The following is a 20,435-nucleotide window of genomic DNA, read 5'->3' as shown; positions in this document are numbered from 1 at the left end:
GGTGCGGGTCCTCGTCACCAACGACGACGGGGCCGCGGCGGAGGGCCTGCACCGGCTGGCCGCGTTCGCCGCCGACCGGGGCATGGACGTGCTGGCCGTGGCACCAGAGGGCGAGGCCAGCGGGAGCGGGACCAGCCGAGCGGTGCCCGCGGACGGCCTGGTCCGCACCGGCACCCGGCGGTTCGACGGGACCCTGGTGCACACCGTCGCAGGCCCGCCCGCGCTGATCGTCACCCTCGCCTGCCAGGGGCTCTGGGGCGAGCCGCCCGATCTGGTCCTGTCCGGCATCAACCCCGGTGCCAACCTGGGGAGTTCGGTCCTGCACTCGGGCACGGTCGGCGCGGCGCTCACCGCTGCGCGGTTCGGCCTCCCCGGCGTGGCCGTCTCGATCGACCTCGGGGCGGTGCTGCACTGGGAGACCGCGCTGCTGGCCCTCGCCGAGGTGCTGCCGCTCGCCCGCCCCCTGGTGGTCCTCAACGTCAACGCGCCCAACGTGCCCCCGGAACGGCTGCGCGGCGTCCGGGCGGTGGGCCTCGCCGACGAACCCGCCGTCCGGCTGTCGGCCGTCCGCATCGGGCCGGACCTGATCAAGATCGGCTATCAGGAAACCGACACGGCCGACACAGCCTGCACGACCGACCCGCCCGGCGACGTCGCCGCCCTCGCCGCCGGGTACGCGACGGTCACCGCGCTGAGCGGTGTGCGGGCGGACCCGGCCGTGGTGCTGCCCGCGAACGGTGTCCGGCGATGAGCGGGCGGGTCGTCTCCTTCGCCTGGGGCCGCGGCCTCGGCCACGTGTCCCGGCTGATCGCCGTCCACACCGAACTGCGCGCCCTCGGTTGGGATTCCCTGCTGCTCACCGACCGCGATCAGCGGCTCACCGAGGACCACGGCTTTGCCCAGGTGGTCATCCCCACCGACGCCGACAGCCTGGTCGGCGAGCCGCTGTACGGCACCGGGCCGGGCGTGGACCACCGGCTGGCGCGGGCGCTGGTCGAGCAGGCGCTCACTGCCGAGGACGTCGTGCTGCACGACGTCACCGTGCAGCGGGAGTTGTACGACCGGGCCGCCGGGCTCGGCTGCCGGCAGGTCCTGGTGCACCGCTTTCAGCGCAACCGGCCCGACCCCGCCGCCTGGGTCGCCCGCCACACTCCCGCGATCGGGCAGGTCTGCCTGCTGGGCGAGCCCGGCCGGGAGGAGACCGCCCACGGGGTGCGGCTGACCGGGATCCCGCACGTGGTGCGGCGCCTGCTGGACACCCGCTCGCCCTGGCCCCCGGGTACCGGGGAGCCGAGGATCGCGGTGGTGGCGGGCGGCGGCGGCCACGCGGACGCGCCCGCCTTCCTCGATGCCGCCCTCGAAGCGCTGCGGATGTACGGGCTCCAGACTCACACGCCCCGGACACACCGGCCGCTCCGCGACGACGGGCCCGCCGACGTCCTGGTCCTCACCGGCCCGAACTTCCGGGGCCGGGTGACCGTCCCGCCGGGCCTGCCCGGCCCGGTGCGGGTGACCCCGTACCTCGGACCGGACTGCGACGTGTACCGGCACGCGACGGCCGCGATCACCCACGGCGGCTACAACACCGTGCAGGAGCTGGCCCGTTCCGGCGTACCGGCCGTCGTCGTCCCGGGCGTGCGCGACTTCGACGACCAGCGGGTCCACCTGCGGGCGGCCGCCGCCCGGCTGAACGCGATGGTCGTCGAGCCGGACCCGGGCGCGATCGCCCAGGCGCTGTACCTGCTCCTGCGGAGCGGCCGCCGTCCGACGCCGGCCGCCCTGCCCGAGCCCGGCGGGGCGGCCGCGCTGGCCCGGGTCCTGGTGCTCCCTCAGGAGGAGGGGCGCCGCCGCAGCCAGTCGGACGGCGCGTAGTCGCGGCTGCCGAGCACCCGCTTCTCGTACCGGCTCGCGGCCACCGCCTGCTCGCGCTCCGCGAGCAGGCGCGGGTCGACGAGTTCCTCGCTCGGCGCGTCCTGGGCCGCGCGCCACCCGGTGCGCGACGTCTGGCTGTGCGGCCGGCGGCGCCCGACGGTGCCCAGGCACCAGCGGCACGCGGCGGGCCCGCGCGACGAGGTCAGGTACGCGGGTTCCCCCCTCAGGAACGGGAGGTCGGGTTCGCCGCCGTGCGGTCGCGCAGCTTGAGGCGTCGCAGGTGGCGGCCGGTGGACGCGGTCACGGCGCTCCGGCCGTGCAGCACCCGCGAGTTGTCCAGCACCAGGTAGTCACCGCGCCCCAGCAGCAGCGAGGTGATCAGGCGCGGATCGGCCAGGACGGTTTCCACGGCCGCGAGGGCCGCCAGCGCGCTGCGCACCTCGGCGGCGGCCAGGTTGTGCGCGCTGCTGTGGCCGACCGCGCGGTGCAGGAGGTCGAAGCGGTAGCGCACCCGGGCAGGCCCGTCCGGGATGCGGAGGACCGCGGCGCGGTGCGGCGGGGTGCCCGCCACGTGGCCGGGGCCGAACGGGAAGTCCGGTCGGCAGAGCCTGGCGAGCTCGCCCTCGTGCCCGGTCGCCCGCAGGGCCTGCACGAGGCGGTCGGCGGTCAGCAGCAGGGTCCGGCCGCTGCCGTCCGCGGCGGGCTCGACGCACACCATGCCGACGGTGTCGTGCGGGCGGGCGGAGAAGGTGGAGTCGGTGTGGAGGTCGAACCGGTCCCGCTGCTGGGCATGCGGGTCCTCGGGCGCCTGCGGGTCCTCACGGATGTCCCACACCATCCGGCACGGCGAGCCGTTGTCCTCGGCGGTCACCACCCCGAGACAGGCGCTCAGGGCGATCAGCGAACCGTCGTGCCACGGTACGCCGGTGAGCACCGCCGCGCCGTGGTCGCGTACCGCGGCGACCAGCTCCCGCTGGAGGGCACCGAGGCCGGGGACGGTCGTGAGTGCCTCGGCGAGTGCCTCGCGCTGGGCGGCCGGGGGCGTGAGGTCCTCGCCGGTCAGGGCGCCGAAGCGGTGTTCCAGGCCGGCGGCGGTGTCGGCCGCCGTCCGGAGCCGCGGTGGCCACTGGGCGGTTCGGTGCGGGTCTGCGAGCATGATCCGGTCCCTTCGGTGGAATCGGCGGACGCGGTGGGTCGTGCTGTGTCGTGCTGTGTCCGAATGGAACTCGGCGGCTCCCGGTCAGCGGCTGGACGGCGGGCCGGTCGGGGCCGGAGCGGCGGTCAGCTCCGCGAGCTGGATCAGGTAGACGGCGTAGGGTGCCATCCGGTCGATGGCGTGGAACCGGGGGCCGCGACCGGCGCCGCGCAGCAGGTGCGGGAGCATGCCGTCGTGGCCGCGCCACCAGGCCCGGCGCGGGTCGGCGGCATGGCGCAGCAGGTCGCCCAGGTAGCGGGTGCGGGCCAGGGCGACGCGTGGGCCGTGCCGCATCGGCCCTTCCGCGTAAGGGAGTTGGGTGTAGCGGGGGTAGGCGCGGCTGATGGCCTCGGTGCGTAGACAGCTGTCCCCGAGCACTTGCTCCGGCAGTGCCATCAGCAGATCGAACAGCGCGTGGTCGAGGTAGGGCAGGTGCACCGGCACGCCGCCGTCGCCGATCACCCGGATCGGGTGCAGGGCGATGGCCCGGCGGGTGCGGTTCCAGAAGACGAACGACCGCAGGGGGAACGCCGCGTCCAGGTGCCGCGCCGTCTCCGCCGCCAGTCGGGTGAGCGCCCGTTCGTGGCTCCACCGGCGCAGTCGGGTGGAATCGAGAAGGTGCGGCAGCAGCGGAGCGAGCCCGGTCGCCTCGATGAGCCAGTCGGCCAGACCGGTGGCCGTCCCCAGCCGGCGGCGGTCGTGGATCGGTCGGAAGTGAACGTGCGGGTCCTGGGACAGGGAGTCGCCCGCCAGGCCGTCGTAGGTCAGCGGGGTGCGTGTGCGCAGGAACCTCCCCAGGGGCAGGACCCAGCCGCCCTCCGTCGTGCACATCTGCTGGAGGCGGTTGGTCGTCAGGTCGGCGCGGAGGTCCGAGCGGGCGCGGTCGATGTACCGGTGCGGCACTCCGGCCGCTGCGGCGAGCCTGCCGGCGACCCTGACGTCCGCGTCGTGCGGGGTGAACTTCCCGGTGGTGACGGCGAGTTGGGGCGGAGCCTGCTGCCGGAGAAGTTCGAGCAGAATGTGCCGGGAGTCCCGGCCGCCGCTCAGCGGCAGGACGTATGGGGCGGAGGGGAGCCGGGCGGCGATGGCGGACCGGAACAGGTCGATGTAGGCGTCGACGGCCTGCGGGCGCGTGATGCCCGGCGACGGCGGCGTGACGGGCGGTCGCGCGCGCCCGCGCGGAGGCGTCCCGGGGGACCAGGTGAGCACCCCGCCGGGCGGCAGGACGCGGATGGCGGCGAACGGTGTGTCGTCGCCGACGAAGTAGCCGAGCCGGAGGAAGACCGCGAGCGCGTCGTCGTCCCAGTGGCGCGGCGCGCCGAGCGCGAGCACGTCGCCGAGTTCGGGGGACAGGACGAGGTGCTCCTCGTCCGCCCAGTAGAACAGCGGCAGCATGCCGTAACGGTCGGTGCCGGCCGTCACCCCGGTCCCGTCCCAGGCCCAGTGGGCGAAGACGCCCTCCACCCCGCCGGGGCGCGGCAGGGGGTGGCCGAGCGCGACGGTGGGACACCCGCGGACGCGGATCTCACCGCCCACCCGGTGCACGCTCAGCCACAGGGCTCCGCGGCTGAGCGCGTGGTTCTCCGATGGGTGCTTCTCCGATGCGTGCTTATCCGAACGGGTCACATCGTGGTGCACGGGACCTCCCAGCGCGGTCGGGTCCGCGGTCGGTCGCGGCAGTACCGACCGCGCCTTCCATGCTGGCGGGCGCCCGGCCCGCGGACAACGCTCCGTTCCGGACAGCCGCGGCGGCTGCGGGCGCACCTCCATCACGCCGAAGCACACGGGTTGGTGACTGGCAGTCAGTGCTCTGTGAGTGCCGGCTCGAAGTAGTGGCCCTGGTCGAGGTCCGGGATGAGGGCGGGCTGGACGGGCTGCCAGCCCAAGCGTTGGCGGGTGAGGGCGCTGGAGGCGGGGACATCAAGGGCGAAGATGCCGCCGAGCCAGCCGAAGTGGTCTTGCACCGCGCCGCGGGGGACGGAGGTGACCGGCAGACCGAGGTGGCGGCCGATGACGGTGGCGATGTCGCGGACGGGTACGCCCTCCTCGCCGACGCCGTGGAGCCGGCATCCGGCGGGTGCCTGCTCCAGGGCGAGGCGGAACAGGCGGGCGGCGTCGAGCCGGTGGACGGCGGGCCAGCGGTTGGTGCCGTCGCCCGGGTAGGCGGAGACGCCGGTCGTCCGGGCGATGCCGATGAGGGCCGGGACGAACCCGTGGTCGCCCTCGCCGTGGACGGACGGCGGGAGCCGGAGGACGGAGGAACGCACGCCGCGGTCGGCCAGCGCCAGTGCCGCCACCTCCGAGGGGATACGGACTGCGGCCGGCGAGTCGGGATTCCCCGCGTCCTCCTCCGTCCCGAGGCGGCCCGGGACCAGGCCGCCGGTCCCGGAGGAGATCACGAGGGGGCGGCCCGATCCCGCGAGCGCCTCGCCCATCGCCTCGACGGCGCGGCGGTCGGTCCGGGCGGCACCCGGGAAGTCCGAGAAGTCGTGGATGAACGCGGTGTGGATGACGCCGTCCGACCCGGCCGCGCCGGCGCGCAGACTGTCGAGGTCGTCGAGGGCACCGCGGTGCACCTCGGCCCCGGCGGCCTCCAGCGACGCGGCGGCCCGGTCGGAGCGGGCGAGCCCGACGACCCGGTGCCCGGCGGCGAACAGCTCTCGGACGACGGCGCTTCCGATGAACCCGGTCGCTCCGGTGACGAACACACGCATGATGCACTACTCCTTCGGCAGGGCGGTGAGGCCGACCCGGGACAGCGCCGGGCCGGTGATTCCACCCTCGGGCGCAGGGGTCCGCCGCGTCCAAGACCTCCTCCGGAATGCGCAATGCGGATCAGGCATGGCAGCAGATGAGAGGCATCAGGAGGCGTTTCGAAGTCAAGGCAGGGGGATACCCTGGGAGCATGTCCGACTCCTCCCCGCCGCCGGACCTCGACCTGCGGCTGGTGCGGTACTTCACCGTCGTCGCCGACCACCGGAACTTCGGCCGGGCCGCCGCCGAGCTCCGCGTCGCGCAGCCGTCCCTGAGCCGGCAGATCCGCCGCCTCGAACAGCAGCTCGGCGCGCGGCTGCTCGACCGCACCCCGCAGGGCAGCCGGCTCACCGAGGCCGGTGAGGTCTTCCTGCCGCGCGCCAAGGCCCTGCTGCGCTCGGCGGCCCAGGCCGCCGCGCAGACCCGGGCCGCCGCCGTACCCAGCCGGATCACCATCGGCTACACGACCAACCTGATCGTCACCCCCGCCGTCCGCGAGCTGCGCGAGCAGTGCCCGGACGCCGACGTGTCCAGCCTGCATCTGGCCTGGGACGACGTCCGCGAGGCCCTGTTCGACCACCGGGTGGACGCGGTCGTCACCCGGCTGCCGCTCACGACCGAGGGCCTGCACGTCACGGTCCTCTACGCCGAACCGCGAGCGCTGGTGGTGCCGGTCGGTCACCGCCTGGCCGGCCGGGAGTCGGTCACCCTCGACGACATCGCCGACGAGGCCCTGCCACGGGTGCCCGACGCGGCGTGGAACGCGTTCTGGCGCATCGACCCCCGGCCCGACGGCCGCCGGGCGCCCGATGGTCCGCTCATCACGGCGTTCGAGGACAAGCTCGAACTCATCGCCGACGGACGGGCGGTGGCCGTCGTCCCGGCCGGTCCCGGCGTGAACGCCCTGCGGCCGGACCTGACCGTCGTCCCGCTGGAGGGCGTCGAGCCGAGCCACGTCGTGCTGGCGACCCGCGCCGGCGAGCGCAGCCGCCTGGTCGCGGCCTTCCACAAGGCCGCCGAGGCCCACCTGACGGGCCGCGGCCCCGAGGGGGCCTGATCAACACCCCTCAACGAAAACGGACTTGCGCGGTGCAACCGCTGGTTGGGCTGAATCGGTCCCGCCCGTAGTTCCCCGTAGTTCCCCGTAGTTCCCCGTCCCCGTAGTTCCCCGTAGGGTCCACCCCCGCTGCCGCGACCGGGAACGGTTCGGCGGCGCCGCCGGGTACGGAGGGCGGGTAGCCCAGGTAGCCCTCCAGGTTGATCCCGGCGCGGACCAGGGGGTTCTCGTGCAGCACCTCGGTGACGGCGCCGCCGCCCGCGGAGTGCCCGTACACGCCGACGCGGCGCAGGTCGAGCGTCTCGGCGAGCCCGGGCGGCAGCGGCAGGTCGGCCGCCCGCCGGAGCCGGTCGCCGGTCGAGGACGAAGTGCAGGTCGGCGATCCGCGTGTCGATCATGGTGCGGAAGAGGCGCCGGCTGGTCCGGCCGATCGGAGCCGGCTACCGGGAGCGTGGCAGCCGTGACCTGGCGATGTTGCGGATGCGTCGGGTGCGGCCGCCCTCGGCCAGGGCGGTCAAGGCGGCCCTGGTCTGCGACTGTTCGGCGGTGTGGAGCTGCAGCCAGTTGGACGCCCCGAGCAACTGCTCGGCGTCCCACGATTCGTCCAGGGCAATCGCCCGCAGCAGGGTCCACTCGCCAAGGCGCCGGGCCGCGAAGCCGGCCACCGCCACAGGCCCGGCCATCTCAACACACCAGGCAGGGTAGCCGGGGTCCGTGAGCAGCTCGGTGGCCCGCCGGTCGAGGTACGCGCACACCGCGCTGCTCGCCATCTCCGTATCTGGATCGGTGAGCACGCGGGTGACGAGGCCCGCGGCGTCTTCCGGGGCCACGTCATCGAATGCCCGGCGGTAGCGCGCAAAACGCACGTGCTCGTCCGGATCCCCATCGGGGTCGTCAGTCGAAATCCTGTCGCCCACGGTCACCGTCCCGACCTTTCTCCTTCGGGTACTGATCGACGAATCACCCGCGATCGCCCGCCGGGGGTGCCCGGCCGCGTGGGGCCGGGCACCGGGCCATCGCCCGCGGCAACGGCTGCTATTCGATAGTGATCTCGAAGGTCGACGTGCTGCCGTCCTCGGCCGTCAGGGTGACCGGCCCGAACGTGATGATCGTGAACGACCTGCCGCCGTCGGGCGCGTAGTAGCCCGTGGCTCTCGTGATTCGGACGGCCAGAGCCACCAGAGTGGCCGCGGCCCGCTCGTCGGCCTCGACCTCCGGCTCCGTGAGAGCACCGTGGCCGTGGGCCTCGGCCCAGTCGCGAACGGCGCGGGCCTCGCGGCTCATCTCGGGCAGGATGCTTTCGTTGGCCCATGCCCACAGCCACGAGGCCGACGAGGGGCTGTAGGTGCCGAGGATCTGCGCCGGAGCCGAAGCGGTTTTGTCCGGGAACGTCCAGGTGATGACGCCGGTTCGCTGGTCGAGTCCCCACCGGTCCGCCGAGCCGAGCCCCCAGGACATGTGCGCGCGGCCCAGCTGGTCGATCATGTCCTCGCCCTGCAGGAGCAGCGTGTTGAGCTCCTCCTGATCGGGTCCCTGAAGGACGCCTTCCGGCATGCCGGCTCGGTTGAACAATTCCATGCGGCGAAGTCTGCCAGGGCCGTTTCCGGCCGACGGCACCGACCTCGTCCCGGGCACCGTGCGTCAACCGAGGAACTGGGGAATGCCGTGATCGTCGACTCCCAGGGCTGCCGACAGCCCTTCGAGCTGCCGGTGTTCTCCCGCCCGCGCGGGCCGGCACAGGGCCGTCCGGGCACGGCTTCGGGGCCGACGGCCGTCATGGCCTGCGCTCCTCCCGGGCGGTCGGCGGTCCCGGGCGGCCCGGCGCGCCGGTTCACCGGGTCGTGGCCTCGGGCCCGGGCGGTACGACGACGACGGGGACATGGGCGTGGTGGACGACCTCGGTGCTGGTCGAGCCGAGCGCGAGCCGGCCCCAGAGGCCGGCGCCGCGGGTGCCCACCACAAGCAGGCTCGCATCCTGGCTCGCCTCCAGCAGGACATGCGCGGGCCGGCCGCGATCGCAGTGGACCTCGACCTCGACGAACGGCTCGCCGACCTGTCGGCGCAGCTCCTCGACGGAGTCCGTCACCTCGCGGGCGACGATGTCGTGCAGGTGCGTCGGCAGCTCGCCGACCGTGCGGGGCCAGGCGGGCGTGCCCAGGTCCGCCTGCCCGGTGTGGCCGGAGCCGTACGCGCAGACGGCCCGCACGCCGACGCCGCGCAGCTGTGCCTCGCGGAGGGCGAAGAGCACGGCCCGGCGGGCGGGCTCCGAGCCGTCCGTACCGACCACCACCGGGCCGGTGGAACCGGGAGTGGAAGCGTTGCCCATGGTGACCTCCGACGGTGTGCGACCGGCGACGGGCAGCCCGACCCGGTAGGTCGGGCCGAGTCCCGGGAGGGCGCGGTCGCCGGTCGGTCCGATGTCTTTCAGGATCCTCCGGCTGTGTCGCCGTGGCACGTCCGTCCCTGTCATGAGCTCGCGCCGGTCATGAACTCGCGCTCCGTCGAATCGGCGGGGGAGAGCGGGGCGTCGTCGGCCGGCGAGCTGCACCAGCAGGAACCCGCAGACGTACAGGGCCAGAACCGGACCGGCCGGGTGCCCGGCCGGGGCGAAACCGTCGATGGCCAGCCGGGCGAGGGCGGGCAGGATCGCGGCCAGACCCAGGGCGAGTACGACGGGTGACCACCGACCACCGGGTCCCGGCCCGGCGGCCGGACCGTGCGGCGGTCGCTGCGCCCGTTGCGCGGCCATGGTCAGCGGGATGAGCAGCACGCTCAGGACGGCGCACCAGACCGGGCGCAGGGCCCACCACTGCCAGGTGCCGATGGACGGCTGGGGCGCGACTTCGGCGGGGTAGAGCGTGGCGGCGACGACGACCACCGGGACGGGATGCCACAGGTACACCGTCATCACCGCCTGGTTGAGGCGGGCGAGCCGGCCTTGCCGCTTCGCGGAGGCGAGCAGACGCCGCCCGGCGGGCTCGGCCGCCAGGAGGAGGCTGCACTGGGCGGCGGCGAAGGCGAGCAGAGCGATCGACGGCGGAGTGGTGTTGCCGACGGGGCGGCCGGTGCCGACCATGTCCACCGGGAACGGGCCCCAAAACAGCAGACCCGCGAGGAGAACAGCACTCGCCATGGCCATCCGGAGCGGGCGTCGGCCCCGGGTGAGGCTGCCGTCGTGCCAGGCGAATCCCCACTGGTGCATGGAGCCCCACACGAGCGGGTAGTTGGCGAAGCCGACCAGTGGCAGATGCGAGCTGACAACCGCCAGATCCACTGCCGCCGCGGCGACCGCCATCGCGGCGGGCACACGGAGACCCCACCGTTGGTGCGCGGCGAGCAGCAGGGGAGTCGACGCGATCAGCAGTAGGTAGACCGGCAGGAACCACAGATGCAGGGCGATGAACCAACCGGCCTGCGCCAGTTCACTCGCGTTCGCGCCGGTCGCCCGGGCCACGGTGACTCCGAGGAAGGCCGCGACGACGTTGAAGAGGTGATGACCCGCGAGGTCGTATCACTCGCCCCGAGACCGGCCCGACCATCGTGGCCGGGGTCGAGGCACGGACGTCGGGCATCAGGCTTCCCGGACGCTGACAGTGGTGCTGTGGTGGCGGGGGGACTCGATCTCGTCGAGCAGCGCGATCGCGAAGTCCGCGTGGGTGATCCGGCTGGCCGGGTCGCCGTGATCGGCGACCTGGTACCGGCCGGTGCTCGTGCCGTCGTGGTCGAAGTCGCCTGCGGGGGCCACGTATGCCCAGTCGAGGCCGGAGGTTCGAAGCTCGTCGAGGCCTGCCGCGTGGCCGAGATAGAAGGAGCGGTACTCGTTCGGGTAGCCGGGCTCGTCCATCAGCGGAGCGCCGGACGCTCCGGGCAGGATCGACGCGAGGCCGGCCACCACCAGCCGGTGCACGCCCGCCTTCGCCAGGCCGGCGGTCAGGGCGCGGGACGACGCGGTGAAGAACTCGTGCGGTGGCACGGACAGGTTCACGGCGGCACTGATGGCTGCATCGTGTCCGGCGGCCGCATGCGCGATGCTCGCCGCATCCGTGACATCGCCGCCCGCCACCCGCACGTCGTCCAACTTGCCGTGGCCCGCGGGGTCACGCACCACGGCGGTGACGCGGTGCCCGCGCCGGCGTGCCTCGGCGACGGCCTGCCGTCCGACCCGGCCACCCGCGCCGAAGATCACGATGTTCATGAGGAATCGCCTCTCACCAGGGCCGGAGCCTTTGCCCCCGGCCGGTTCACCGACGGTATCGGGGGCCGCAGTTACCACCGGGATACCGGCTATCGTGAGGCCATGAGGGAACCGCTGCCCGCCGACATGTTCGACGAACTGTGCCCGTCCTCGCTCAATCCGATCCGGTTCGGTGACAAGTGGGCGGCGCTCGTCGTTCGCTGCCTTGAGCACGGACCGCGCCGGTTCTCCGAGTTGCGCGTGCCGCTGGGCCGCGTCACCCCCAAGGTCCTCACGCAGTCACTGCGGTCGCTGGAGCGGGACGGCCTGGTCAAGCGCACCGTCTACGCCGAGGCCGCTCCGCATGTCGAGTACGAGCTGACCCCGCTGGGCCGGAGCATGCTCGAACCTCTGGCGGCCGCCTGCGCCTGGGCGGAGGAGCACTGGGACGAACTGCTCAACGCCCGCGAGTCGTACGACGACTCCACCCGCCTCGACCGCGCGGGATGACGTGACCATCCTGCACGGACGAGCGAGCGGGCACCCGTGACGAGTGCCCGCCCGCTGACGGTGACGCAGGGACCTACGCTGCCGAGGCCGCCTGGGTGCCCTGGATGCCCTGGATGCCCTGGAGGGCGGCCACCAGGGCGTCGACGTCCTGCACGGTGTTGTACAGGGCCAGTGAGGCCCGTACCGCGCTCTGGAGGCCGAAGGCGGCGAGCGCCGGCTGCGCGCAGTGGTGTCCGGCGCGCACCGCGATGCCCTGCTGGTCGAGCGCCCCGGCGAGGGCGATCGGGTCGGTGCCGGCGAGAAGGAAGGTCAGCACCCCGATCTTTCCCGGCGCGTCGCCGATCAGGCTCAGCCCGGGAACGGTCGCCAGCGCGTCCATGGCGTACGCGGTGAGCTGCTCCTCGTACGCGGTGGCGGCCGGACGGTCCAGCCCGGCGAGGTACCGCAGGGCCGCCCGCAGGCCGGCGACCCCGGCGATGTGGCCGGTGCCCGCCTCCAGCCGGTGCGGCACCGGCGCGTAGGAGGTCTCCTCGAAACTCACCGAGTCGATCATGTTGCCGCCGCCCTGCCACGGGGGCATGGCCTCCAGCAGCTCGCGCTTGCCGAAGAGCACGCCGATGCCGGTCGGGGCGAAGATCTTGTGCCCCGAGAAGGCGTAGAAGTCGGCGTCCAACTCGGTGACGTCCACCGGGAAGTGGCTCACCGCCTGCGCGCCGTCCACCAGGACCTTGGCGCCGTACCGGTGCGCCAGCGCGGTCATCTCGGCCACCGGCGGGACCGTCCCCAGCACGTTCGAGGCGTGGGTGAGCGCGACGAGCTTCGTCCGCGAGCCGAGCAGGTCCCGGTAGGCGTCCTGGTCCAGCTGCCCGTCGGGGAGCAGCGGGATCGGCCTGATCCGCGCGCGGCGTTCCTTGGCGATCAGCTGCCAGGGCACCAGGTTGGAGTGGTGCTCGGCGGCCGAGACCAGGATCTCGTCACCCAGGCCCAGGTTGGCGCGGCCCCAGGACTGCGCCACCAGGTTGACGGCCTCGGTGGTGCCCCGGACGAAGACGATCTCGCCGGTGTCCTGCGTGCCGAGCAGCTTGGCGGCCTCCTCGCGGCCCTCCTCGTAGACCTGGGTGGCCTGCTTGGCGAGGGTGTGCGCGCCGCGGTGGACGTTGGAGGTGCCCATCGAGTAGTGCTCGGCGACCGCCTCGACCACCTGGCGCGGCTTGAGGGTGGTGGCCCCGTTGTCGAGCCAGACCAGCGGGTGGCCGTTCACTTCCCGGTGCAGCTGGGGGAAGTCCCGCCGGACGGCCTCGACGTCGAACCCGTTCGGCGGCGCGGAGGGCGGAGCGGCCGGCGGCGCGGAGGGCCGGGTGGAGGACGCAGCGGAGGGCGAGGTCCGGGCCGCCTGGTCCGGCTGCTGCGGCAGCCAGTACCGGGGACCGCCCGCCGCGTGGGCGAGGGCCTCGGGCAGCGGCACCTGGCTCGGTACCGAACCCATCATCGGTGCCGAACCCGCCATCGGTGCCGAACCCGCCAAGTAGCCGGTGCTGACCGGCGGTTGACTCACCCCGGCGACCCCGGTGCTGCGCCCGAATCCGTCAGGAGTAGTCATGGTAGTTCGACACCTCGACGTTCTGGAGCACGGCGATCGCGTCGTCCACCAGCGCGGCGGCCGAGAAGTAGCTGGTCACCAGGTACGAGGTGATGGCCTGCCGGTCGACGCCCATCGCCCGCACCGAGAGGCCCGGCTCCACCTCGTCCGGGACCTTCGACGGGCGCAGGCCCACCACGCCCTGACGGTCCTCGCCGACCCGCATCAGCAGGATGTTGGTGGTGCCGGGCGCCGAACTGGCCGAGCCCTTCAGGTCGAGCTTGTCGGAGGGCAGGAGCGGGACGCCGCGCCAGGTCAGGAACGGGCTGCCGAAGAGGTCCACGATCTGCGGCGGCACCCCGCGCCGGGTGCACTCGCGCCCGAACGCGGCGATCGCCCTCGGGTGGGCGAGGAAGAACGCCGGCTGCTTCCAGACCCGGGCGAGCAGCTCGTCCATGTCGTCCGGGGTCGGCGCGCCCTTGCGGGTGCGCACGCGCTGGCTCGGCACGACGTTGTTGAGCAGCCCGTACTCGGGGTGGTTGAGCATCTCCCACTCCTGGCGCTCGCGCAGCGCCTCGGTGGTCAGCCGCAGCTGCGCCTGGACCTGGTCGATCGAGGAGTTGTAGACGTCCGAGACCCGGGTGTGCACCTTGAGGACGGTCTGCGCGACGCTGAGCTCGTACTCGCGGGGGGCCTCCTCGTAGTCCACGAAGGTCTCCGGCAGGTACGGTTCGCCGGAGTGGCCCGAGGTGAGGTCGATCGGGTGCTCGCGGTCGGCGGGCTGGCCGTCGTTGCTGAAGGCGTCCAGATGGGAGCGCAACGACGGTTCGCGGTCGGCGAGTTCGGCGAGCATGCGGCGGTCGAGGGAGAGGACGGTACACGCGCTGACGGCCTGGACCCGGTAGGGCATCGGGGTGCCGGCGACCCAGGCGGTGGCGTCGAAGAAGTCGCCGTCGCCGAGGACGGCGAGCAGGGCGTCCGAGCCGTACTCCTCGGTGGCGCGCTTCTCGGCGCGGCCGAACGCGATGATGTGCAGCTGCTCGGCGGGGGCGTCGGCGTCGACGATCAGCTCGCCGGGCGCCACCTCGCGCTCGACGAAGGCGTTGGCGAGGGCGGTGAGCAGCGGGCTGTCCACCTGGCTGAGGAAGGGCAGCTCGCGCAGGTCCTCGGCGATCACCCGGGAGGCGCCGTCGCCGTCGACGTAGGTGCTGATCAGCCCGTCGCCGAGGATGAAGCCCCGGCGGCGGTTGACGCGGTAGACACCGGCCTCCAGGTCGACCCAGGGCAGGGCGCGCAGCAGGTAGCGGGGGGTGATCCCGAGCATCTGCGGCGCGGTCTTGGTGGTGGTGGCCAGGTTCCTGGCGGCGGAGGTGCTGAGACTCTGCCGGCTCTGCTGACTCTGCTGAACGGTCTCGGTCGTCATGGCTGGTCCCTGTTCTGGTCGGGAGAACTGAGTGGACGTCAAGTCCACTGCGGGATACGGGAGATCGGCTGTTGCCGACCCGCCGCGACGATTGTTGCGGCAGTGCGGAGGGGGCGTGAGCATGTTTGAAAGGGGTGATTGGTTCCGGTGCAGACCATCGAGGGTGGGCCCTCGGCAAACTCACTCGAATGGAGGAATCTATCCATAAGTCGGCGTGAGATGTTCGAAAGTCGAACTTGGACGTGGCCGTGTTTGGGGAGGCCGTGAGGGGGTGGAGCGCCGTTCAGGGGGCCATGGTCAGGCCGGCGGAGGCGCCGCCGCGGCTGAGGACGACCGAGCGGATGTGGTCCAACGCCCGCGCGAAGTCGGCGCGATCGGGGTTCCGGCGGACCGCCTCGGCGAGGTCGAGGACCCGGTACGGCGGGCCGAGGTCCGTCAGCTGCGGGACGAACTCGGCCTTGCTGACGGTCCACCGCTGCCCCGGCCGGGCCGGCGGGGAGAAGGTGAACCGGGCGATCGAGCTCCAGTTGCCGCGCGGGTCCTCCGCGCCGGTGTAGTTGAACATGTGTCCGGCGAGCTGGTCGCCCATGCCGTAGACCGTCCACGTGCCGTTGATCTTCTCGTACGCCTGCGGGATGTGGGCGTGCGTGCCGAGGATCAGGTCGACCGCCGGACCGCCCTCACCCTGCTCGGCGGCCAGCTCACGGGCGAGCGTGAGCTGCTGCGCGTTCGGCTCGTCCTGCCACTCGGTGCCCCAGTGGACGCTGACCACGACGATGTCCGCACCGGCGGCCCGCGCGGCCCGCGCGTCCGCGAGGATCCGGTCCCGGTCGATGAGATTGACCGCCCACGGCTGCCCCTTCGGCAGCGCGATGCCGTTGGTGCCGTATGTGTAGGCGAGCTGGGCCACGGTCGCCCCGCCCGCCGTGAGCAGCGCGGGCCTGGCGGCCTCGTCCTCGCTGCGCGCGGACCCCGTGTGCTTCAGCCCCACGGCGTCCATGGCGTCGAGCGTCCGCCGGATTCCGTTGGGACCGTCGTCCAGTGTGTGGTTGGAAGCCGTGTCGCAGGCTGCGTAGCCGACGTCCTTGAGGGCCCGCGCGACCTGCGGCGGTGACTTGAACGACGGGTAGCCGGTGAAGGGCCCGCCGTCGGCGCCGTACACCGTCTCCATGTGGCAGATGGCCAGATCCGCCGCGCTGACGACGGACTTGACGCCGGCGAGCATCTTGCCGAAGTCGTACCCGCTCCCTCCGGCGTCCTCCTTGGCCTGCTGGATGATCTCGGTGTGCGGCAGGACGTCCCCCGTGGCGACCAGCGTGAACGCCCGCGGCCCGGTGGGGGAGCCCGCATTCACCGGCGACGACGGCGATGGTGACGGCGATGGTGCGGCCTGCTGCACGGCCGGGGCACCGCAGCCTGCGACGGTCAGGAGCAGCGCGACGGCTGCGGCGAAGGTCTCTCGGCGAGGCAGGCGGCACATGATCGGCTCGTCTCACGATCGGCGGACACGACAGGACCTCCGACTATGCGAGCGCCCACCCGGTCGACCCGGGAACCCACACCCCGAGGTCACCCGATGGGGCAACCGCGTACACGCGCCAGCGGGCATTCGGCCCTGCCTGCCGCCGCGCGGCCCCACCATGAACAGGAACGCCCGCGCCGGGCCGAACGAGGAGCGCGAAGGACGCCATGGCCTACTACGCCGTAGAGGAGGATGGCGGCCACCGGGCCCACCGGCAAGTCCAGCCGCGAAAGCTGGCAGCTACCTGACAGGTCCATGGACCAGCTCGGGCCCGCCGGGGAAGCTTCGCTGATGAAACAGCGATCATCAACGAAGTGAGAGGCATGAGCACCGACTCGGTCGATCTCGGCCATGATCACCCGTATCTCCCCACGACCTGGCTGGAACAGCGCCGACGGATCTCCTCCGTGGCGGACCTGGTGGAACTGAGCTCTGCCTTCCGCGCCTCGAAGACCATGCTGAGCGCGGTCGAGTTGGGCGTCTTCACCGAACTGGCGAAGGGCCCGCTGAACGAGGAACAGTTGCGCACCAGGCTCGGCCTCCACGCACGCGCCGCCGCGGACTTCCTCGACGCACTGGTGTCGCTCGGACTGCTCGACCGGGACGGCGATGGCCGTTATGCCAACACCCCGGTGGCCGACCAGGTCCTCGACCGGGCGAAGCCGGGCTATCTCGGTGGCGTCATGGAGATGCGCAGCACCCGCCTCTACCAGTTCTGGGGCAACCTGACCGAGGCGCTGCGCACCGGTCAGCCGCAGAACGAGGCCCGGAACGGCGGCGACCCGTTCTCGGCCATCTACGCCGACCCGACCCGGCTGCGGGCGTTCCAGCGGGCGATGTCCGCGCTCTCCCTGGAGGCGGTCCGCGCACTGGCGGAGAAGTTCCCCTGGCAGCAGTACCGGACGGTGGCCGACCTCGGCTGCTCCGAGGGCGCGCTGCTGGGCCAGGTGGCGCTGCGCCATCCGCACCTGCGCGGGACCGGCCACGACCTTCCGGCCGTGCGGGCCGGATTCGAGGAGTACGTCGCGGACCTCGGGCTGTCGGACCGGCTGGCCTTCCGGCCGCTGGACTTCTTCGTCGACCCGCTCCCGACGGCCGACGTGCTGGTGTTCGCGCACATCCTCCACGACTGGGACACGGACACCAAGCTGACGCTGCTGCGCAAGGCCTACGACGCGCTTCCCGACGGCGGTGCGGTCGTCGTCCTGGAGGCGCTGATCGACGACGACCGCAGGGTGAACACCTTCGGTCTGCTGCAGAGCCTCAACATGCTCATCGAGACTCCCGGCGGCTTCGACTTCACTGCCGCCGCCGGCCGGGACTGGCTCACCGAGGCCGGGTTCCGGGACATCCGGGCCGAGCACCTGGCCGGACCCGAGGGCATGCTCGTCGCCGTCAAGTAGGCCGCAGGGCTGTCAAGTAGGCCGCAGACAGGCCGCAAACAGCCCGGTCTCCGCGCGCTCTTGTCTGCGCGCCCTTCTCCGCGCGCGCCATCTCCGCGCCCTTCACAGATCCTCATGATCACAAAACCCTCATGATCACGAAAGAGACATCACCGATGACGGAACGTGCCGTGCTCGACGGACGCAGCCTGACGATCGCCCAGGTCGTACAGATATCGCGGGGCGAGGGGCAGGTCGGGCTGTCCGAGGCCGCCGCCGAGCGCCTGAGGGAGTCCCGCAGCCTCAAGCTCGACCTGATCGCCACCCAGCAGCCCATCTACGGCGTCACCACCGGGTTCGGGGACAGCGCCAACAACCAGATCTCCCCGGCCAAGGCGGCCGAGCTCCAGCGCAACATGATCCGCTACCACCTCAACGGCACCGGCCCTGCCGCCACGGCCGAGGTCGCCCGCGCCACCCTGCTGATCCGGGCCAACTGCCTGGCCCGCGGCAACTCCGCCGTCAACCCCGCCATCGTCGACCGCCTCCTCGACCTCCTGCGGCACGACGCCCTCCCGGTCATTCCGGAGCGCGGGTCCGTCGGCGCCAGCGGCGACCTCGTCCCCATGTGCTACGTCGCCGCGCCCCTCATCGGCGAGGGCGAACTGCTCTACCAGGGCAGCGTCCGCCCCGCCGCCGACGTCCTCGCCGAACTCGGCCTCGACCCGATCGTGCCCGAGGCCAAGGACGGCCTCGCCCTCATCAACGGCACCTCCTTCTCCTCCGCCTACGCCGCCCTCGCCATCGCCCGCGCCGAGGAACTCGCCGTCCTCGCCGAGACCTGCACCGCCCTGGCCAGCGAGGGCCTGAACGGCAACCGCAGCCACTTCAACGCCTTCATCCACGAGGAGAAGCCGCACCCCGGGCAGATCACCAGTGCCCGCCGGGTCGCCGAGATCCTGGCTGACTCCGGCCTCGCCCTCGAACACAGCCAGGTCCTCGGTCTCAGCGACGCCCTGGAGGACCGCGGCTACCAGCGCCTGACCCGCACCATCCAGGACCGCTACTCCATCCGCTGCGCCCCCCACGTCATCGGCGTCCTGCGGGACACCATCGACTGGGCCCGCCGCTGGATCGAGATCGAGATCAACTCCTCCAACGACAACCCGCTGTTCGACGTCGCCGGCGGCACCGTCCACAGCGGCGGCAACTTCTACGGCGGCCACGTGGTCCAGGCGATGGACGCCCTCAAGGTCGCCGTTGCCAACGTCGCCGACCTCCTCGACCGTCAGCTCGAACTCCTCGTCGACGAGAAGTTCAACAACGGCCTGACGCCCAACCTGATCGCCCCCGTGCAGGCCGACGAGTGGGCCGCCGGCCTGCACCACGGCTTCAAGGGCATGCAGCTGGCCTGCTCCGCCATCACTGCGGAGGCCCTCAAGAACACCAACCCGGTCAGCGTCTTCTCCCGCTCCACCGAGGCCCACAACCAGGACAAGGTGAGCATGTCCCCGATCGCCGCGCGGGACGCGCGCACGATCGTCGACCTCGTCCAGGAAGTCGTGGCCATCCATCTCCTCGCCGCCTGCCAGGCCGTCGAGATCCGCGGCGCCGGGCAGCTCGCCACGCGCAGCCGCGCCGTCCACGACCTCGTCCGCACGGTCGCCCCCTTCGTCGACACCGACCGCCGCATGGACGCGGACATCCAGGCGGTCCTGCGGCTGATCCGCTCCGGTGAACTCGTCGACGCCGCCCGGTCCGAGGAAGAGCGCAAGGAGCTGGCCGATGCCTGACCGCATCCTCGGCTACGAGGAGATCCTGGGCGAGGTCCGCAGGCTCTCCCCGCTGATCGCCAAGCGCTCGGAGGAGATCGAGCAGCTGCGCCGGCTGCCCGAGGACCTGGTCGAGTCGCTGCGCACCGCCGGAGTGTTCCGGGCCGCGATGCCCGCCGAGTGGGGCGGCAGCGATCTCACCTCGATGGAACAGATCGCGATCATCGAGGAGGCGTCCCGGGCCGATACGTCGGTCGGCTGGTGCGTCATGATCGGGATGGACTCGGGCATCTACGCCGGCTACCTGCAGCCCGACGCCGCCCGCGGGCTGTATCCGGAGCTGGACCTGATCACCGCCGGCCAGGTCCGTCCGGGCGCCCGGGCGCACGTCGTCGAGGGGGGCTACCGTCTGGAGGGCACCTGGCGCTTCGGCAGCGGGTGCACTCACGCCGACGTGATCGCGGGCGGCTGTCTGGTGTTCCGCGACGGCGAGCAGGTCAAGGACGAGCGCGGCCGCCCCGTCTGGCGGGTGGTGCTCCTGCCGCGCGACCAGGTGGAGATCATCGACAACTGGTACACCACCGGGCTGTCCGGCAGCGGGAGTTGCGACTACCGGGCCGAGGGCGTCTTCGTCCCCGAGGAGCACACGTTCGTCTTCGACGAGCCGTGGGCCGACCGTCCGATCAACCGCCACCCGGACGCGATCCTGCGGAAGATGGCCGGTGTCCCGCTGGGCGCCGCGCGGGGGGTGCTGGACTTCGTCCACGAGATCGCCGAGCAGCGGGTGGACCGGGCGAGCGGTACCGGCTGGCGGGACTCGCCGCGCGCGCGGCGCGTGATGGCCCGCTGCGAGCTGAACCTCGCCGCCGCCCGTACCCTCGTCTACTCCTCGGTCGAGGACATCTGGGCCAGGCTGGTGGCGAACGAGCCGGTGCAGCCCAAGGAGCGCGCGCTGGCGGCCCTGGCCAGGTACAACGCCTTCCGGGCCGCGCGCGACATCGCGAACGACCTGTACGACCTGGTCGGCGGGGACTCGATCTACAGCCACCGCACCCCGCTCGACCGGCGGCTGCGCGATCTGACCACGATCTGCCAGCACGTGGTCGGGCAGGACCTGATCCTCGACTGGTCGGGAGAGCTCCTGCTGGGCGGGTCGCCCGACACCCCGTTCATCTGACCGGACATCAGTACCACT

17 protein-coding genes are annotated in these 20,435 nt (G+C 72.7%); 7 read left to right on the top strand and 10 right to left on the bottom strand.

The features are described 5' to 3' along the window. The first annotated feature begins 1 nt into the window (after nt 1). Together surE and KV557_RS32675 are read left to right on the top strand one after the other, a co-directional pair. The gene (surE, locus tag KV557_RS32680; protein ID WP_218205179.1) at nt 2–751 is read left to right on the top strand and encodes a 5'/3'-nucleotidase SurE; all 750 of its coding nucleotides are present in this window, start codon (nt 2–4) and stop codon (nt 749–751) included. Continuing rightward, entirely contained in the window at nt 748–1,872 is a 1,125-nt protein-coding gene (locus tag KV557_RS32675; protein ID WP_218205178.1) for a glycosyltransferase, read from the top strand. Before surE ends, KV557_RS32675 begins: the two co-directional genes overlap by 4 nt. A gap of 223 nt (nt 1,873–2,095) precedes the next feature. On the opposite strand, the gene KV557_RS32670 is transcribed toward KV557_RS32675, so the two are convergent. The 3 genes from KV557_RS32670 to KV557_RS32660 all read right to left on the bottom strand — a co-directional run bounded on the left by KV557_RS32670 (nt 2,096) and on the right by KV557_RS32660 (nt 5,781). Further along, nucleotides 2,096–3,028 (bottom strand): TauD/TfdA family dioxygenase, encoded by a 933-nt coding sequence (locus KV557_RS32670; RefSeq protein ID WP_218205177.1) that lies wholly within the window; start codon nt 3,026–3,028, stop codon nt 2,096–2,098. A gap of 84 nt (nt 3,029–3,112) precedes the next feature. Next, on the bottom strand, nt 3,113–4,603 hold the full coding sequence (locus KV557_RS32665; protein WP_218205176.1) for an asparagine synthetase B family protein: 1,491 nt from the start codon (nt 4,601–4,603) through the stop codon (nt 3,113–3,115). A gap of 266 nt (nt 4,604–4,869) precedes the next feature. After that, the gene (locus KV557_RS32660) at nt 4,870–5,781 is read right to left on the bottom strand and encodes an SDR family oxidoreductase (protein ID WP_218205175.1); all 912 of its coding nucleotides are present in this window, start codon (nt 5,779–5,781) and stop codon (nt 4,870–4,872) included. Between the two features lie 191 nt (nt 5,782–5,972). On the opposite strand from KV557_RS32660, the gene KV557_RS32655 reads away from it, so the two are divergent. Then, nucleotides 5,973–6,878 (top strand): LysR family transcriptional regulator, encoded by a 906-nt coding sequence (locus KV557_RS32655; protein WP_218205174.1) that lies wholly within the window; start codon nt 5,973–5,975, stop codon nt 6,876–6,878. Between the two features lie 440 nt (nt 6,879–7,318). On the opposite strand, the gene KV557_RS32650 is transcribed toward KV557_RS32655, so the two are convergent. The 4 genes from KV557_RS32650 to KV557_RS32635 form a co-directional block, all read right to left on the bottom strand. Next, a complete protein-coding gene (locus KV557_RS32650) occupies nt 7,319–7,801 on the bottom strand; it encodes a hypothetical protein (protein ID WP_256178299.1) in 483 nt (160 codons plus the stop codon). 112 nt (nt 7,802–7,913) lie between these two features. After that, the gene (locus tag KV557_RS32645; protein ID WP_218205173.1) at nt 7,914–8,456 is read right to left on the bottom strand and encodes a DUF6882 domain-containing protein; all 543 of its coding nucleotides are present in this window, start codon (nt 8,454–8,456) and stop codon (nt 7,914–7,916) included. A 253-nt stretch (nt 8,457–8,709) separates the two neighbouring features. After that, complete coding sequence (locus tag KV557_RS44600; RefSeq protein ID WP_218205172.1) at nt 8,710–10,332, bottom strand: universal stress protein; 1,623 nt, start codon at nt 10,330–10,332, stop codon at nt 8,710–8,712. 117 nt (nt 10,333–10,449) lie between these two features. Next, nucleotides 10,450–11,073 (bottom strand): NAD(P)-dependent oxidoreductase, encoded by a 624-nt coding sequence (locus KV557_RS32635; protein WP_218205171.1) that lies wholly within the window; start codon nt 11,071–11,073, stop codon nt 10,450–10,452. A 102-nt stretch (nt 11,074–11,175) separates the two neighbouring features. Between KV557_RS32635 and KV557_RS32630 the strand changes: the two genes are divergently transcribed. Further along, nucleotides 11,176–11,562, top strand: a complete 387-nt coding sequence (locus KV557_RS32630; RefSeq protein WP_218205170.1) for a winged helix-turn-helix transcriptional regulator — start codon at nt 11,176–11,178, stop codon at nt 11,560–11,562. A gap of 73 nt (nt 11,563–11,635) precedes the next feature. Here the strand turns inward: KV557_RS32630 and KV557_RS32625 are convergent, their stop codons facing one another. From KV557_RS32625 to KV557_RS32615, 3 genes are all read right to left on the bottom strand, one after another. Then, entirely contained in the window at nt 11,636–13,162 is a 1,527-nt protein-coding gene (locus KV557_RS32625) for a SufS family cysteine desulfurase (protein WP_256178298.1), read from the bottom strand. Next, entirely contained in the window at nt 13,149–14,564 is a 1,416-nt protein-coding gene (locus tag KV557_RS32620) for a family 2B encapsulin nanocompartment shell protein (protein WP_218205169.1), read from the bottom strand. The genes KV557_RS32625 and KV557_RS32620 overlap by 14 nt, the downstream gene beginning before the upstream one ends. A 283-nt stretch (nt 14,565–14,847) precedes the next feature. Continuing rightward, nucleotides 14,848–16,044, bottom strand: coding sequence for a CapA family protein (locus KV557_RS32615; RefSeq protein ID WP_218205168.1), 1,197 nt, complete (start codon nt 16,042–16,044; stop codon nt 14,848–14,850). Nucleotides 16,045–16,409: 365 nt separating this feature from the next. Between KV557_RS32615 and KV557_RS32610 the strand changes: the two genes are divergently transcribed. The 3 genes from KV557_RS32610 to KV557_RS32600 all read left to right on the top strand — a co-directional run bounded on the left by KV557_RS32610 (nt 16,410) and on the right by KV557_RS32600 (nt 20,417). After that, a complete protein-coding gene (locus tag KV557_RS32610; protein WP_218205167.1) occupies nt 16,410–17,489 on the top strand; it encodes a methyltransferase in 1,080 nt (359 codons plus the stop codon). A 155-nt stretch (nt 17,490–17,644) separates the two neighbouring features. Further along, nucleotides 17,645–19,261 (top strand): HAL/PAL/TAL family ammonia-lyase, encoded by a 1,617-nt coding sequence (locus tag KV557_RS32605; protein WP_256178297.1) that lies wholly within the window; start codon nt 17,645–17,647, stop codon nt 19,259–19,261. Next, on the top strand, nt 19,254–20,417 hold the full coding sequence (locus tag KV557_RS32600; RefSeq protein ID WP_218205165.1) for an acyl-CoA dehydrogenase family protein: 1,164 nt from the start codon (nt 19,254–19,256) through the stop codon (nt 20,415–20,417). Before KV557_RS32605 ends, KV557_RS32600 begins: the two co-directional genes overlap by 8 nt. The last annotated feature ends 18 nt before the right edge of the window (nt 20,418–20,435 follow it).

It is taken from the genome of Kitasatospora aureofaciens (assembly GCF_019192735.1).
GTDB lineage: Bacteria > Actinomycetota > Actinomycetes > Streptomycetales > Streptomycetaceae > Kitasatospora > Kitasatospora aureofaciens_A.
Note: the sequence above shows the minus strand (reverse complement) of the source record. Positions and strands in the feature narration are given on the sequence as shown.